The organism is Nonomuraea salmonea, assembly GCF_042428605.1.
Classification (GTDB): Bacteria; Actinomycetota; Actinomycetes; order Streptosporangiales; family Streptosporangiaceae; genus Nonomuraea; species Nonomuraea salmonea.
The window spans coordinates 203,407-218,314 of record NZ_JBHMCF010000036.1; the positions used below are offsets into that span (position 1 = coordinate 203,407).

Genomic DNA, 14,908 nt, shown 5'->3' on the forward strand with positions numbered 1-14,908 from the left:
ATGGATGCGCATCTGGAAAAGCTCTGGAACGCCCTGGAGAAGGTCGATGACCAGGCGGCCGCCGTACGGGGCTGGGGCGGCCGGCTGGCCGGCGTGCTGTCGGCCGGGGGCCGGCTGCTCGCCTGCGGCAACGGCGGCTCGGCCGCGGAGGCCCAGCACCTGACGGCCGAGCTGGTCGGCAGGTTCAGGGAGGACCGGCGCCCGTACGCGGCGATCCCGCTGCACGCCGACGGCTCCTCGCTGACGGCCATCGCGAACGACTTCGGCCCCGACCAGGTCTACGCCCGCCAGGTGCGCGCGCACGGCCGTCCAGGCGACGTGCTGGTGTGCCTGTCGACCAGCGGCGGCAGCCCCAACGTGCTGGCCGCCGCCGCGGCGGCGCGCGAGTGCGGCGTGACGGCCTGGGCCATGACGGGGCCGGGGCCGAACGCGCTGGCCGACCTCTGCGACGAGGCCGTCGCCGTGCCCGGCGAGACGGCCACCGTCCAGGAGGTGCATCTCGCGATGATCCACCTGCTGTGCGACGCCGTGGAGGAGGCGCTGTGAAGCCGGGCCCGCTGGTCGTCATCGGTGACACGCTGCTCGACGTGGACGTCGAGGGCGACGCCGACCGCCTCTGCCCCGACGCCCCCGTGCCCGTGGTGGACGTCTCGTCCGAGCGGGCCAGGCCCGGCGGGGCGGGGCTGGCGGCGCTGCTGACCGCCCGCGACGGCGCCGACGTGGTGCTGATCACGGCGGTCGGCGACGACCAGGACGGGCACCGCCTGTGCGGGCTGCTGTCGGAGGAGCTCGACCTGGTACGCCTGCCGCTGCGCGGCGGCACCGTGCGCAAGACGCGGATCAGGTCGCGCGGCCAGACGCTCGTCAGGCTGGACACCGGCGACGGCACCGCGCGCTTCTCCCCCACCGAGGAGGCGGCGCAGGCGATCCTGCGGGCCGGCGCGGTGCTGGTGTCCGACTACGGCAGGGGCGTCGCCAGGATGGCCCGCGAGCTGCTGCGCGATGTGTCCGTACCGGTGATCTGGGACCCGCATCCGCGCGGCGAGCAGCCGATGCCGGGCTGCGCGCTGCTGACGCCGAGCGAGGCGGAGGCGAAGATGTTGTGCCCGTCCGGCTACCAGGGCCCCGACCAGGCGGCCCGCCGCCTGGTGCGGGCGCTGCGGGCCAGGGCGGTGGCCGTCACCACCGGCGAGCGCGGAGCCGCGCTGGCCGTGGCGGGCGGCCCGCTGACCACGGTGCCGCCGCCGGTGCGCGCGGGCGGCCAGGACGCGTGCGGCGCGGGCGACCGGCTCGCCGGCGCCGCCGCGCTGGCCATGCGCGACGGCGCGGACGCCGCGCAGGCGGTGGCCGCCGGCGTGGGCGAGGCGTCCCGCTTCGTCGAACGCGGCGGCGCCGCCTCGGTGAAGGTGCAGGAGCAGCGGCTCGGCGACCGTCCGCGCACCGCGCTGGAGGTGGCCGGGCTCACCCGCGCCCAGGGGGGCCGGCTGATCGCCACAGGCGGCTGCTTCGACCTGCTGCACGCGGGGCACGTGAGCCTGCTGCGGCGGGCCAGGGCGCTCGGCGACGCGCTCGTCGTCTGCGTCAACTCCGACGACTCGGTACGCCGGCTGAAGGGCCCCGCCAGGCCCATCGTGGGCGTGCGCGACCGGGTGGAGGTGCTGCGGGCGCTGGGCTGCGTGGACGCCGTGCTGGTGTTCGACGAGGACACCCCGGCGGCGGCCATCGAGCGGCTGCGGCCCGACGTGTGGGTGAAGGGCGGCGACTACGAGGGGGAGACGCTGCCCGAATCCGAGGTACTCGGCAGGCTCGGCGCGGAGATCGTCGTGCTGAGCACCCTGCCGGGGCGATCGACAACCAACCTGATCAGGGAGATCCAGTGAACATTTTGATCACCGGGGGCGCGTCCGGGCTCGGCCTGGCCACCGCCGAGGCGGTGGAGAAAGAGGGCTGGAAGGCGCTCGTCGTCGACGTACGCGCGCCGGACCAGCGCTTCGAGCACGTGACGGCGGATCTCGCCGACCGGGGCGAGGCCGAGCGCGCGGTACGCGAGCTGGCCGAGCGGGCCGGCGGCCTCGACGGCGTCGTCACCGCCGCGGGCATCGACGCCTGCGGCCGGCTGGAGGACGTGCCGGCCGACGACTGGGAGCGGGTCATCAAGGTCAACCTGCTGGGCACGGCCTCGGTCGTACGGGCGGCGCTGCCGTACCTCAAGCACACCCGCGGCAAGGTCGTCACCTGCGCGTCCACGCTGGGCCTGCGGCCACTGAGCGACGCGTCGGCGTACTCGGCGTCGAAGTTCGGCGTCGTCGGCTTCACCCGGGGGCTCGCGATCGAGCTGCGCGGGGAGGTGGGGGTGACCCTGCTGATCCCCGGCGGCATGCGGACGAGCTTCTTCGACGGCCGTCCCGAGCAGTACAAGCCGGGGCCCGAGGCCGGGCTGAACGACCCGGCCGACGTGGCCCAGGCCATCGTGTTCGCGCTGCGGCAGCCGGCCGGATGCGAGGTGAGAGAGCTGGTCGTCTGCCCGTCCACGGAGACGTCATGGCCCTAGAGCTGCTGGCCCTGCGCGGGCTCGGCCTGGGCGACCTGCTCACGGCCGTGCCCGCGCTGCGGGCGCTGCGCCAGGCCTTCCCCGGGCATCGCATCACGCTGGCGGCCCCGCGGGCGCTGGAGGCGCTGCTGCCGCTGACCGGCGCCGTGGACGACCAGGTGGACGTCGCGGGGCCGGGGCCGGTGCCGTTCGAGCGGCCCGACGTCGCGGTCAACCTGCACGGCAAGGGGCCGCAGAGCATCGAGGCGCTGCGGCGCACCGACCCGGGGCGGCTGATCAGCTTCGGCACCGGGCCCGCCTGGCAGGACGGCGTGCACGAGGTGCGGCGCTGGTGCGGGCTGCTGGAGTGGCACGGCATCCCGGCCGATCCGGCTGACCTGACGCTCGGCATCTCCGACCGTACGGGTCCCGCGATCGTGCACCCGGGCGCCGCCTACCCGGCGCGGCGCTGGCCGCCCGAGCGGTTCGCCGAGGTGGCGGCCGCGCTGGACGACGTGGTGGTCACGGGCAACGCGGCCGAGGTGCCGATCGCGGCCCGGGTCGCCGAGCTGGCGGGGCTGCCGCCCGAGCGCATGCTGGCCGGGCGTACCCGCCTGGCCGATCTGATCGACCTGGTCAGCCGGTCGCGGCTGGTGGTGTGCGGGGACACGGGGGTGGCGCACCTCGCGACGGCGTTCTGCGTGCCGTCGGTGGTGCTGTTCGGGCCGGTCTCGCCGATGTTGTGGGGCCCGCCGCCCGGCTGGCGGCACGTCGCCCTGTGGACGGGGCACCACGGCGACCCGCACGGCGAGCGGCCGGACCCCGGCCTGCTCGAAATCGAGGTGTCGGAAGTCGTGGAGGCTGCCATGGAGGTCACATCATGAGGGCGCTGGTCACGGGGGGCGCGGGTTTTCTGGGCTCGTACCTGTGCGAGCGGCTGCTGGACGAGGGCGCGGACGTCATCTGCATGGACAGTTTCCTGACCGGCGGGCCGCGCAACGTCGAGCACCTGCTGGAACGGCCGGAGTTCCGGCTCATCGAGTGCGACCTGACCGGATACGTGCACGTGCCCGACCGGCTGGACCTCGTCCTGCACTTCGCCTCGGCCGCCTCGCCGGCCGACTACCTGCGCTACCCCATCGAGACCCTGCGGGTCGGCAGCGTCGGCACGCTGCACGCGCTGGGCCTGGCCAGGGAGAAGGGCTCCAGGTTCGTGCTCGCCTCCACCAGCGAGGTGTACGGCGACCCGCTGGAGCACCCGCAGAAGGAGACGTACTGGGGGAACGTGAACCCGGTGGGGCCGCGCAGCGTGTACGACGAGGCCAAGCGCTTCGCCGAGTCGCTGACCACGGCCTACCGCCAGTCGCGCGGCACGAACACCGGCATCGTGCGCATCTTCAACACCTACGGGCCCCGCATGCGGCCGTTCGACGGCCGGGCGATCCCGACGTTCATCCGGCAGGCGCTGACCGGCGAGCCCATCACGATCACCGGCGACGGCAGGCAGACCCGCTCCATCTGCTACGTCGAGGACACCGTCTCGGGCATCCTCGCCATGGCGGCCGGTGACTTCGCCGGGCCGGTCAACATCGGCAACCCCGACGAGCTGACCATGCTGGAGCTGGCCACCCTGGTCAAGAAGCTGACCGGGTCATCGTCGGAGATCCGCTTCATCGACAAGCCGGCCGACGACCCGAAGGTCAGGCGGCCCGACACGACGCTGGCGGCCGAGCTGCTGGGGTGGCGGGCGCGGGTGCCGGCCGAGGAGGGGCTGCGCAGGACGATCGAGTGGTTCGCGGCGGAACTGGCCGCGATCGAGCAGCTCGAAGGCGTCCAGGTGTGACGCGCACCGCCCGGCCGATCACGGGACGGCCGGGCGGGGAGTCAGGTGTTGCGGGGTGGGATCAGAGTGCGACGCCGAGCAGGGCGTCGGTGAGGTCCTTGACGAGGGCGGGGGCGGCGGGGTCGGCGGGGTCGGAGCCGGGGGCGGCCAGGGCGGCGTCGGCCCAGGCGTCGATCGCGGCCAGCGCGCCCGGCGCGTCGAGGTCGTCGGCCAGCCGCTCGCGCACCGTGGCCAGCAGGTCGCCGGCGGGCGGGCCTGAGGGCAGCGCGACCGCCGAGCGCCAGCGGGCCAGCCGCGCCTCGGCCGCCTCGAGCTGGTCCGGGGTGTACTCCCAGTCGGAGCGGTAGTGGTGGGCCAGCAGCACGAGCCTGATCGCCATCGGGTCGTGCCGCTCGCGCAGCTTGGAGACGAAGACGAGGTTGCCCTTCGACTTCGACATCTTCTCGCCGTCGAGCCCCACCATCCCGGCGTGGGTGTAGAACTTGGCGAACGGCCACTCGCCGGTCGCCGCGTGCCCCTCGGAGGCGCCGCACTCGTGGTGCGGGAAGATCAGGTCGGACCCGCCGCCGGCGACGTCGTAGCCGGCTCCCAGGTTGTCGAGGGCGATCGTGGTGCACTCGATGTGCCAGCCGGGCCTGCCGCGGCCGAGCGGTGTGTCCCAGGCGGGCTCGCCTGGCCGCTCGGCCCGCCACATCAGCCAGTCGAGCGGGTGGCGCTTGCCGGCCCGGTCGGGGTCGCCGCCGCGCTCGGCGAACAGGGCCAGCATCTCCTGCTCGTCGTAGCCGGACACCTGGCCGAACTTGGGTGCGTCGGCCATGCTGAAGTAGACGTCGCCGTCGAGGTCGTAGGTGACGCCCTTGGCCGACAGCCGGGTGATGAGGCCGGCGACCCGGCCGACGACCTCGGTGACGCCGACGTACTCGCGGGGCGGCATGATGCGCAGCGCCTCCATGTCGCCGCGGAACAGCTCGATCTCCCGCTCGGCCAGCTCCTGCCAGTCGACGCCGGTCTGCTCGGCCCGCTCCAGCAGCGGATCGTCCACGTCAGTGGCGTTCTGGGTGTAGTGGACCTCGTGGCCCGCGTCGCGCCACAGACGGCCGACGAGGTCGAAGGCGAGGTAGGTGTTGGCGTGGCCGAGGTGGGTGGCGTCGTAGGGGGTGATGCCGCAGACGTACATCCTGGCCGTCGGCCCGGGATCGGTCTGCCGCACCTGCTTGGCCGACGTGTCGTAGAGACTCAGCGGAATGCTCTCACCTGGGAGCTTTGGAACGTTCTGGGCAGACCACGATCTCATGCCTTTGAGCCTATCTGTCCTGATCGGCGGTCAGGTCGGTGAAGTCGTACGTCACACTCTCCCGCGCGATGGAGACCCGCATCACCGACAGGGAGGCGAAGACGCGGCCGTCCGGCAGCTCGTGCCGGATGATGAGCGCGCCGCGATCGTCGGAGGGCGCCTCGGCGGCCAACCGGCTCCAGTCGCCGGCGGCGCGGAAGCGCGGCAGGTAGGCGGCCACCCGCTCGCTCTCGGGGTCGAGGCCGGAGTTGACGACCATGCTGGTGCCCTCGGGCAGCGGGGAGGTGGTGAGCCGCTCGCCGTTCCAGCTGAACAGCAGGACCCGGTCGAGGCCGGCCAGCACGAGGTGGAAGGGGTCGTAGCGGCCGAGGTCGCCGGTGGGCGGCTCGCCGGTGTACGCCGTCCGCAGCGCCAGGTCGCCCCGCGAGACCTTCGTGGTCTCGTCGGCGGCCTTGCCGTGCCCGTTGAGCAGGGCGGCGGCGCGGCGGGCCGCCGGGTTGACGGCCAGCCAGGTGCCGCCGGCCTTGAGGTCGCGCCCGCCGATCACGCCGGGGTAGTCGGGCCAGTGCTCGCCGGGCCCCTCCCAGGGCCGGTCGGCGAACTCGTCCCTCACGCCCATGAGCGTCAGCTCCCGGCCGGTCCTCACGATCAGCGTGCACATGGGGCAAAGGCTAGTAAACCCGCCCGGATCGCCCTAGATCGGGGGCCAGGGAATGGCCGGCCAGCCCTCCGACGGATAGGGATGCACGCCGGTGTCGAGCAGCCGCCGCACCCGCTGCCAGGTGGCCTCGACCTCGGCCAGCGTCAGCAGCTCGCGCAGCTTGCGGCCGAGGTCGCCGGACTCGATGTCGCGCTCCAGCTTGGCCAGCACCGCCACCGCCTCGCGGGCCAGCGGCTTGCCCCGCCACTGCCACAGGACCGTGCGGAGTTTGTCCTCGACGGAGAAGCACACCCCGTGGTCGACCCCGTAGACGTGGCCGGTGGGCAGCGGCAGCAGGTGGCCGCCCTTGCGGTCGGCGTTGTTGACCACCGCGTCGAAGACCGCCATCCGGCGCACGACCGGGTTGCGGCTCTTGACCAGGCGCATGAGGTCGATCTCGCGCTCGGTGTCGATCCACAGCTGGCACATGCCGGGGCCGAAGGGCCCGTCGCGGTAGACCGTGGGCGGCACGACGCGCCAGCCGGTGGCCTGGGAGACCTCGAAGGCGGCGACCTCGCGGGCGGCGAGGGTGCCGTCGGGGAAGTCCCACAGGGGGCGCTCGCCGCGTACGGGCTTGTAGACGCAGGCCGCCGAGCGCGAGCCCAGCTTGACCGAGCAGTAGAGCGTCATGTTGGTCGCCTCGACCAGCCGCCCCGCGACCTCCAGCGTGCCGTCGCGCAGCAGCGTGAGGGCCTCCTCGTCATGCACGGGCGGCGGTGGGGCGGGCTTGACGGCCGGTTCGCTCTCTGGAGCGGTCATGAAGCCGCCTCACCCCCGCGGTAGCCGTTGAGACGGACGCAGACGTGCCCCGTGGCGTCGAGCGGCTGGCCGCACAGCGGGCACGGGGGCCGGCCAGCCGCGACGATCTGGAGTGCCCGCTGGGTGAAGGCCCGCGCGGCCCCCGCGCTGATGCGCACCCGCAGCACCGCGGGGTCGGGACTGTCGAGATCGTCTTCGTCGATGACCTCCTGCGCTTCTATCACCACCTGTGACTTCTCCGCATCCCAGGTCAGCGCCATGGTGCCGACGCGGAAGTCCTCCGCGACCGGCGTGTCGAGAGGAGCGTCGTCGGCCAGGTCGGCGGGAGCCAGCGCGGGCACCTGGGCGGTGCCGCCGCTGAGTCTCAGCACCTCGTCGAGCAGCTCGTCGAGCCTGCCCGCGAGCGCCGCCACCTGTAGTTTCTCCAGCGCCACCGTGGTCAGTCTGCCCTCGGCCCTGGCCTGCAGGAAGAAGACCCGCGCGCCCGGCCGCCCCAGGGCACCGGCGACGAACCTCTCCGGTGGGTCGTAGTCGAAGACCGGCATAGCCTGACCTTACGTGGTTCCGGGTCCGCCGCCGACGGCGGCATCGCTCCCGGTGATGTTTTCTCCCCCGTCTTTCTCCTCCGAATCCTCGGAAAGCTTCAATTCCCCCATATCGTTAATCCTGTGGACAAAGGGACGCAAGGGGGCATAGCGAATGACTGTGAGAGCGGCCGGATCAGCTGTTATCCGCTGAAAGTGATCGAGATGGAGCCCCAGAGCGTCGGCCACGATCGCCTTGATCACATCGCCGTGGCTGCACACGAGGTAGACAGCCTTCTCCCCCAGGCGCCGATTCCACTCCCTGACCGCCGCGACCGCGCGATGCTGCATCTCCGCCAGCGACTCACCGCCGGGGAACGTCACCGCGCTCGGATGCGCCTGCACGACCGGCCACAGCGGCTCCTTGGCCAGCTCCTTCAGCGGCCGGCCGGTCCAGTCGCCGTAGCCGCACTCGATGAAGCGCTCGTCGGTGATCACCTCCAGCTCGCGTCCTTCGGCGACCGCTTGTGCCGTTTCCCGGCAACGTTCGAGCGGGCTGGAGACAATGGCGTCGAGCCTGACGCCCGCGACGCGCCCGGCGAGCGCGGTGGCCTGCGCCCTGCCCGCCTCGCTCAGATGCACCCCAGGGGTACGGCCGGCCAGCACCGGCCCGGTGAGGTCCGTCAGCCCATGCCGGACCAGAAGCAACGTGGTCATCCCGCAAGTGTCGCAGGCGTCGATCACGACGTTTCATCGGCCTGAACGGTAACCTGGCGGGATCATGGAGCAGCGCTATGTCGGCCACAGCGGCCTGTCGGTGTCCCGGCTGGGGCTCGGCACGATGACCTGGGGGCGTGACACCGACGCGGACGAGGCCGCGGCCCAGCTCCGCACGTTTCTCGACGCGGGCGGCAACCTGGTCGACACCGCCGACGTCTACACGGGGGGCGACGCCGAGCGGCTGCTCGGCCGCATGCTGCGCGACTCCGTGCCGCGCTCGGAGCTGGTCATCTCCACCAAGGCCGTGGTCACGCCCGCGGGCCGCCGCCCGCGCGACGCCTCCAGGCGCCACCTCATCGCCGCCGTCGACGACTCGCTCAACCGCCTCGGGCTCGACTACGTCGACCTGTGGCAGCTGCACACCTATGACGAGGAGGTGCCGCTGGAGGAGACCCTCGCCGCGCTCGACGCGATCGTCTCCTCCGGCCGCGCCGTCTACGCCGGCGTCTGCGACTACGCCGGCTGGCAGCTCGCCGCCGCCGCCGTCACCCAGAAGATGGTCCCCGGCCGCATCCCGATCACCGCGGCCCAGACCGAATACTCGCTGCTGGCCCGTGAGCCCGAGCGCGAGCTGCTGCCCGCCGCCGCCCACCTCGGCGTCGGCATGCTGGCCTGGTCACCGCTCGGGCGCGGAGTGCTGACCGGCAAATACCGCACCGGCATCCCCGCCGACTCGCGGGCCGCGACGCCCCACTTCGCCGACTTCGTCCGCCCCTATCTGGACGAGCGCAGCCGCCGGGTCGTCGAGTCCGTCATGACCGCGGCCGACGGGCTCGGCGTGTCGCCGCTGGCCGTGGCCCTGTCATGGGTGCGCGACCAGCCGGGCGTCGCCTCCGCCATCGTCGGCGCCCGTACGCACGCGCAGCTCAAAGGCGTCCTGCCCGCCGAGGACGTCGTGCTGCCGAGAGAGATCCGAGAGGCCCTCGATGACGTGTCGTCACTCGACTGAGGCGGCCGCCCGCCACCGCCGCACTGAACGAGAGGTGCCCTCGCGTATCACTAGTCGATACCGAATCGCAACTTCAGCCCCGAAAAGCCTGCGTCTTCCGGCCGATGTCCAGCAAGATTTCTCCCGGAAGCGACGCAGGAGGGGACGGATGGGGACCAGAACCGCGATCTCGGTCGGAGTACTCGCGGTGGCGCTGGTGGCCGTCCCGGTGGGGGCTCCCGCCGCATCGGCCACCGCCCAGGACTGCACGCGCGACGGGGGCCTGCTCTCGGGGGTGACCAACACCCTGTGCGACGTCGTCCAGGCCGTCACCGGCACGGTCGACACGCTGACCGGCGGCACCACCAGCAAGGTGACCGAGGGGCTCGACAGGACCACCGACGAGGTGCTCGGGCGGGTCGGCGAGGTGCTGCCGACCGGGCGCGCCAAGTCCGCCCCCGACGAGGAGGACGAGCGGCCCGCCACCACGCCCAGGCCGACCCGGGAGCCCGAGCGCGACGAGGAATGCCTGTCCGTGCTGTCGTGCACCGACCAGAGCACCGTCGACCGGCTCACCCCCCGGCCCTCCGCCTCGCCGTCGGCCACCCGCACCGAGCAGCCCAGCGAGGGCCTCATCTCGGCCACCGCCACCTCGCTCCCCCAGCCGGTGCCCGCCAGGCCGCGGACGACCCGGCCCGAGCGGCAGGAGAGCGGCGTGCATCGGGCGGCGCCCAAGAAGAAGACCGCGCACGCCGAGGAGCCGCGGGTCGACCTGCTGTGGCCCAACCCGTTCCAGCACGAGCTCGCCGTGCCGATGCAGGACCAGCGCGTCGTACGGCCCAGCCCGCCGGCCTCCGACGTGATCGGCACCGTGCTGACCATCGCGCTGCTCGGCTCCGCGGTGCTGGCGACCCGGATCGTCCAGCAGCGGCGGCACGGCAACGAGCCTGCCGAGTCGATCCCCTTCGAGCCCGCCCGCGCCGGCAACGGCCGCCACCGCCTGGCCTGAGCAGGGCCCGCGCAGGACCGGAAGAGGCCTCGCCCGGACAGCACGAGACCCCCGGCTCAGGAGCCAGGGGTCTCGTGAAGGAAAGGGTCAGCCGCCGATGGCGTGGACGCCGCCGTCGACGTGGACGATCTCGCCCGTCGTCGCGGGGAACCAGTCGGACAGCAGCGCCACGCACGCGCGGGCGGTGGGCAGCGTGTCGGCGAGGTCCCAGCCCAGCGGCGCCTTCGCGGGCCAGCTGTCCTCGAACTCCTGGAAGCCGGGGATCGACCTGGCCGCCATCGTCCGCAGCGGGCCGGCCGCGACCAGGTTGACGCGGATGGCGTGCTTGCCGAGGTCGCGCGCGAGGTAGCGGTTGCAGGACTCGAGCCCGGCCTTGGCGACGCCCATCCAGTCGTAGACCGGCCACGCCTTGGAGGCGTCGAAGTCGAGGCCGACGACCGCGCCGCCCTCCTTCATCAGCGGCAGGCAGGCCACCGCGAGCGACTTGTAGGAGTACGTCGAGACCTGGAGCGCGGTCGCGACGTCCTCCCACGGGGTGTTGAGGAAGTTGCCGCCGAGTGCGCTCTGCGGCGCGAAGCCGATGGAGTGGACGACGCCGTCGAGCCCGTCGACGTGCTCGCCCACCCGGTCGGCGAGGGTGGCGAGGTGTTCGGTGTTCTGGACGTCGAGCTCCAGCACCGGCGCCGGCTCGGGCAGCCGCTTGGCGATGCGCTCGACGAGGCTGAGCCGGCCGAAGCCGGTCAGCACGACCGTCGCGCCCTCTTCCTGGGCCAGCTTGGCCACCGCGTAGCCGATGGAGGAGTCGGTCAGCACGCCGCTGACGAGGATCCGCTTGCCGTCGAGAATGCCCATGTCAGTGCCCCATTCCGAGTCCGCCGTCGACGGGGATCACGGCCCCGGTGATGTAGGAGGCGTCGTCGCTGGTCAGGAAGCGCACGACGCGCGCGATCTCCTCGGGCGCCGCCTGCCGCCCGAGCGGGATGTTGGAGACGATGGCCTCGTGGTCGAGCTCGGCGGTCATGTCGGTGTTGACGAAGCCGGGCGAGACGACGTTGACGGTGATGTTGCGCGAGCCGTATTCGCGGGCCAGCGAGCGGGCGAACCCGACCAGGCCCGCCTTGGAGGCGGCGTAGTTGGCCTGGCCGGCCTGGCCGCTGAGGCCGACGACCGAGGAGATGAGGACGATGCGGCCGCGCTTGAGCCGCATCATGGGCCTGATGGCCCGCTTGGCCACACGGTAGGCGCCGGTGAGGTTGGCGTCGATGACCTCGGTGAAGGTCTCCTCCTTCATCATCGCCAGCAGCGTGTCCTTGGTGATGCCGGCGTTGGAGACCAGCACCTCGACCGGGCCGTGCTCGGCCTCGACCTTGTCGAAGGCGGCCTCGACGTCGGCGGTGCTGGTGACGTCGCAGCGCACGCCGAACAGGCCCTCGGGCGGCTCACCCGATCGATAGGTGACCGCGACGGCGTCGCCTGCCGCGGCGAGTTCACGGGCGATCGCGAGGCCTATGCCGCGATTGCCCCCGGTGACGAGTACAGAGCGTGCCATGACACCTGACGCTATCCCCTACCGGCGGGTATCCGCTTGTCCGGGTGGCACAAGATCACAGGGTTAGGATCGTGGACATGCGCCAGATCGATCCCGATTTCCTGGAGCTGCCGTTGCGGCGGCTCGCGGACGCCGCTCTGCAACGCGCTCGCGACCTCGGCGCCGAGCACGCCGACTTCCGGCTCGAACGCGTCAGGGCCGAGTCGCTCAACCTCTACGACGCGCGGCTCGAAGGGGCCATGGACGCCGACGACCTGGGCTACGCGGTGCGCGTGGTCAAGGGCGGCACCTGGGGGTTCGCCTCCGGCATCCACCTGACGCCCGAGGCCGCCGCCGTGGTGGCCGAGCAGGCGGTGCGCGTGGCGGAGGTGAGCGCCCCGATCAACAGGGAGCCCATCGAGCTGGCGCCCGAGCCGGTGCACTCCGGCGCGGTGTGGGTGTCCGACTATGAGATCGACCCGTTCGAGGTGGCCGCGTCCGACAAGGTGAGCCTGCTGGCCGACTGGTCGGCCGGGCTGCTCAAGGGCGCCGACCACGTCTCGGCGCGGCTGCTGCAGGTCAAGGAGCAGAAGTTCTACGCCGACACCGCCGGCACCTCGACCACCCAGCAGCGGGTGCGGATCTATCCCCGGTTCAACGCCATGAAGGCGGCGGGCGGCGGCTTCGACGACATGTCCACGATCGCGCCGCCGGTCGGCCGCGGCTACGAATACCTGACCGGCTCCCACTGGGACTGGCAGGGCGAGCTGGCCAGGCTGCCCGAGTTGCTGGCCGAGAAGCTGGCCGCGCCGTCCGTCGAAGCCGGCGAATACGACCTGGTCATCGACCCGTCCAATCTGTGGCTGACGATCCACGAGTCGATCGGCCACGCCACCGAGCTCGACCGGGCGCTCGGCTACGAGGCCGCCTACGCCGGCACCAGCTTCGCCACGTTCGACCAGCTCGGCGAGCTGGTCTACGGCTCGCCCGTGATGAACGTGACCGGCGACCGCACCGTCGCCCACGGCCTGTCCACGGTCGGCTACGACGACGAGGGCGTGCAGGCGCAGAGCTTCGACATCATCAAGGACGGCGTGCTCGTCGGCTACCAGCTCGACCGGCGCATGGCGCTGATGAAAGGGCTCGGGCGCTCCAACGGCTGCGCGTTCGCCGACTCGCCCGGCCACATGCCGATCCAGCGCATGGCGAACGTCTCTCTCGCGCCCGCTCCGGGCGGGCCGTCGACCGACGAGCTGATCGCGGGCGTCGAGCGGGGCATCTACCTTGTCGGCGACAAGAGCTGGTCGATCGACATGCAGCGCTACAACTTCCAGTTCACGGCCCAGCGGGCCTACCGCATCACCGGCGGCCGGCTGGACGGGCAGGTCAGGGACTTCGCCTACCAGGCCACGACCACCGACTTCTGGCAGTCGATGGAGGCGGTCGGCGGGCCGGAGACCTACGTGCTCGGCGGCGCGTTCAACTGCGGCAAGGGCCAGCCGGGGCAGGTCGCGCCGGTCAGCCACGGGTGCCCGTCGGCGCTGTTCCGCGGCGTACGAATCCTCAACACGGTGCAGGAGGGCGGGAAGTGACGCCTCAGGAGATGGTGGAGAGGGCGCTGGAGCTCTCCCGTAACGACGACTGCGTGGTGCTGGTCGACGAGGGCTCCACCGCCAACCTGCGCTTCGCGGGCAACACGCTGACCACCAACGGCGTCGCCCGCTCGTCCCGGCTGACCGTCATCTCGATCTCCGGGCAGCAGGTCGGCGTGGTGTCGCGGGCGGCCGTACGCGACGAGCAGCTGCCCGACGTGGTGGCGGCGGCCGACGCGGCGGCGCGCGAGGCGCAGCCGGCCGAGGACGCCGGGCCGCTGGTCGAGGCCGGCCCCGCCTCGCCGCACTGGGGCGAGGAGGTGCGGCCGACCGACATCGAGGTGTTCGGGCGGTTCACGCCCGCGCTGGGCGAGGCGTTCGCGTCGGCGGAGGCGGGCGGCAGGCGACTGTACGGGTTCGCCGAGCACAAGGTGACCTCCACGTTCCTCGGCACGTCCGCCGGGGTGCGGCTGCGCCACGACCAGCCGACCGGGCGGCTGGAGGTCAACGCCAAGTCCGCCGATCTCAAGCGGTCGGCGTGGACGGGCGTGTCCACCGAGGACTTCACCGACGTCGACGTCTCGGCGCTCGGCGCGTCGCTGGCGCAGCGGCTCGAATGGGCGAAGAACCGCGTCGACCTGCCCGCGGGCCGTTACGAGACGCTGCTGCCGCCGAGCGCGGTGGCCGACCTGATGATCTACCTGTTCTGGTCGTCGGGGGCGCGTGACGCGCTCGACGGGCGCACGGTGTTCTCCAAGCCGGGCGGCGGCACCCGCGTCGGTGAGCAGCTCGCCAGGCTGCCCGTCACGCTGACGAGCGACCCCACGGCGCCCGGCATCGCGTGCGCGCCGTTCGTGACGGCCCACCGGTCCAGCCGGGAGAGCTCGGTGTTCGACAACGGGCTGCCGCTGTCGCGTACCGACTGGATCAAGGACGGGCGGCTGGAGGCGCTGCTGCAGACCCGCCACTCGGCCGAGCTGAGCGGGCTGCCGGTGACGCCCTCCATCGACAACCTGATCATGGCGGGGCCCGGCGAGGCCTCTATCGACGACATGATCGCCTCGACCCAGCGGGGGCTCCTGGTCACCTGCCTGTGGTACATCCGCGAGGTCGATCCCCAGACGCTGCTCCTGACCGGGCTGACCCGCGACGGCGTCTACCTGGTCGAGCACGGGGAGGTCGTGGGCGAGGTCAACAACTTCCGCTTCAACGAGAGCCCCGTCGACCTGCTCGGCCGGATGAGCGAGGTGGGTGCCGGACAGCGGACGCTGCCCCGGGAGTGGAACGACTACTTCCAGCGGACGGTCATGCCGGCGGTGCGCGTGCCCGACTTCAACATGTCCACGGTCAGCCAGGCGAGCTGATCCCGGCAGCGGCCCTGGTCCTCCTCTCACCGAAGGGGACCGGGGCCGCCTTGTCTC

16 protein-coding genes are annotated in these 14,908 nt (G+C 72.5%); 9 read left to right on the forward strand and 7 right to left on the reverse strand.

Going from position 1 to position 14,908, the window contains the following annotated elements:
* Genes ACFFR3_RS30595 through ACFFR3_RS30615 form a run of 5 tightly spaced genes read left to right on the forward strand, consistent with a single transcriptional unit; the run spans window position 1 to window position 4,373 of the window.
* Window positions 1–546, forward strand: coding sequence for a D-sedoheptulose-7-phosphate isomerase (locus tag ACFFR3_RS30595; protein ID WP_345385926.1), 546 nt, complete (start codon window positions 1–3; stop codon window positions 544–546).
* Window positions 543–1,880: a PfkB family carbohydrate kinase gene (locus tag ACFFR3_RS30600; protein ID WP_379484262.1), complete on the forward strand. Its 1,338-nt coding sequence runs from the start codon at window positions 543–545 to the stop codon at window positions 1,878–1,880. The genes ACFFR3_RS30595 and ACFFR3_RS30600 overlap by 4 nt, the downstream gene beginning before the upstream one ends.
* Complete coding sequence (locus ACFFR3_RS30605; RefSeq protein WP_355429507.1) at window positions 1,877–2,551, forward strand: SDR family oxidoreductase; 675 nt, start codon at window positions 1,877–1,879, stop codon at window positions 2,549–2,551. Before ACFFR3_RS30600 ends, ACFFR3_RS30605 begins: the two co-directional genes overlap by 4 nt.
* Window positions 2,542–3,414, forward strand: a complete 873-nt coding sequence (locus ACFFR3_RS30610; RefSeq protein ID WP_345385930.1) for a glycosyltransferase family 9 protein — start codon at window positions 2,542–2,544, stop codon at window positions 3,412–3,414. The genes ACFFR3_RS30605 and ACFFR3_RS30610 overlap by 10 nt, the downstream gene beginning before the upstream one ends.
* Entirely contained in the window at window positions 3,411–4,373 is a 963-nt protein-coding gene (locus tag ACFFR3_RS30615; protein ID WP_345385932.1) for a UDP-glucuronic acid decarboxylase family protein, read from the forward strand. Before ACFFR3_RS30610 ends, ACFFR3_RS30615 begins: the two co-directional genes overlap by 4 nt.
* A gap of 61 nt (window positions 4,374–4,434) precedes the next feature.
* Here the strand turns inward: ACFFR3_RS30615 and mshC are convergent, their stop codons facing one another.
* From mshC to ACFFR3_RS30640, 5 genes are read right to left on the reverse strand one after another with little or no spacing between them, the layout of a single operon-like run.
* A complete protein-coding gene (mshC, locus tag ACFFR3_RS30620; RefSeq protein WP_345385934.1) occupies window positions 4,435–5,667 on the reverse strand; it encodes a cysteine--1-D-myo-inosityl 2-amino-2-deoxy-alpha-D-glucopyranoside ligase in 1,233 nt (410 codons plus the stop codon).
* Window positions 5,668–5,677: 10 nt separating this feature from the next.
* On the reverse strand, window positions 5,678–6,328 hold the full coding sequence (locus ACFFR3_RS30625; protein WP_345385936.1) for an NRDE family protein: 651 nt from the start codon (window positions 6,326–6,328) through the stop codon (window positions 5,678–5,680).
* A gap of 33 nt (window positions 6,329–6,361) precedes the next feature.
* Entirely contained in the window at window positions 6,362–7,126 is a 765-nt protein-coding gene (locus ACFFR3_RS30630; RefSeq protein ID WP_355429520.1) for an Rv2133c family protein, read from the reverse strand.
* Window positions 7,123–7,671 carry an Rv2134c family protein gene (locus ACFFR3_RS30635; RefSeq protein ID WP_355429523.1) on the reverse strand — a complete coding sequence of 183 codons (549 nt, stop codon included), beginning with the start codon at window positions 7,669–7,671 and terminating at the stop codon, window positions 7,123–7,125. Before ACFFR3_RS30635 ends, ACFFR3_RS30630 begins: the two co-directional genes overlap by 4 nt.
* 9 nt (window positions 7,672–7,680) lie before the next feature.
* Window positions 7,681–8,367 carry a histidine phosphatase family protein gene (locus ACFFR3_RS30640; RefSeq protein WP_364384807.1) on the reverse strand — a complete coding sequence of 229 codons (687 nt, stop codon included), beginning with the start codon at window positions 8,365–8,367 and terminating at the stop codon, window positions 7,681–7,683.
* A 64-nt stretch (window positions 8,368–8,431) separates the two neighbouring features.
* Here ACFFR3_RS30640 and ACFFR3_RS30645 point away from each other — a divergent pair, with 64 nt between their 5' ends.
* Window positions 8,432–9,379: an aldo/keto reductase gene (locus ACFFR3_RS30645; protein ID WP_345385942.1), complete on the forward strand. Its 948-nt coding sequence runs from the start codon at window positions 8,432–8,434 to the stop codon at window positions 9,377–9,379.
* Between the two features lie 148 nt (window positions 9,380–9,527).
* Entirely contained in the window at window positions 9,528–10,367 is an 840-nt protein-coding gene (locus ACFFR3_RS30650) for a hypothetical protein (protein WP_379484263.1), read from the forward strand.
* 87 nt (window positions 10,368–10,454) lie between these two features.
* On the opposite strand, the gene fabI is transcribed toward ACFFR3_RS30650, so the two are convergent.
* Both fabI and ACFFR3_RS30660 read right to left on the reverse strand, forming a co-directional pair.
* Window positions 10,455–11,219, reverse strand: coding sequence for an enoyl-ACP reductase FabI (gene fabI, locus ACFFR3_RS30655; protein ID WP_345385946.1), 765 nt, complete (start codon window positions 11,217–11,219; stop codon window positions 10,455–10,457).
* A gap of 1 nt (window position 11,220) precedes the next feature.
* Complete coding sequence (locus ACFFR3_RS30660; RefSeq protein ID WP_355429537.1) at window positions 11,221–11,916, reverse strand: beta-ketoacyl-ACP reductase; 696 nt, start codon at window positions 11,914–11,916, stop codon at window positions 11,221–11,223.
* Between the two features lie 77 nt (window positions 11,917–11,993).
* Here ACFFR3_RS30660 and ACFFR3_RS30665 point away from each other — a divergent pair, with 77 nt between their 5' ends.
* The gene (locus ACFFR3_RS30665; RefSeq protein ID WP_345385948.1) at window positions 11,994–13,487 is read left to right on the forward strand and encodes a TldD/PmbA family protein; all 1,494 of its coding nucleotides are present in this window, start codon (window positions 11,994–11,996) and stop codon (window positions 13,485–13,487) included.
* Entirely contained in the window at window positions 13,484–14,851 is a 1,368-nt protein-coding gene (locus ACFFR3_RS30670) for a metallopeptidase TldD-related protein (protein WP_364384799.1), read from the forward strand. Before ACFFR3_RS30665 ends, ACFFR3_RS30670 begins: the two co-directional genes overlap by 4 nt.
* Window positions 14,852–14,908 lie beyond the last annotated feature (57 nt).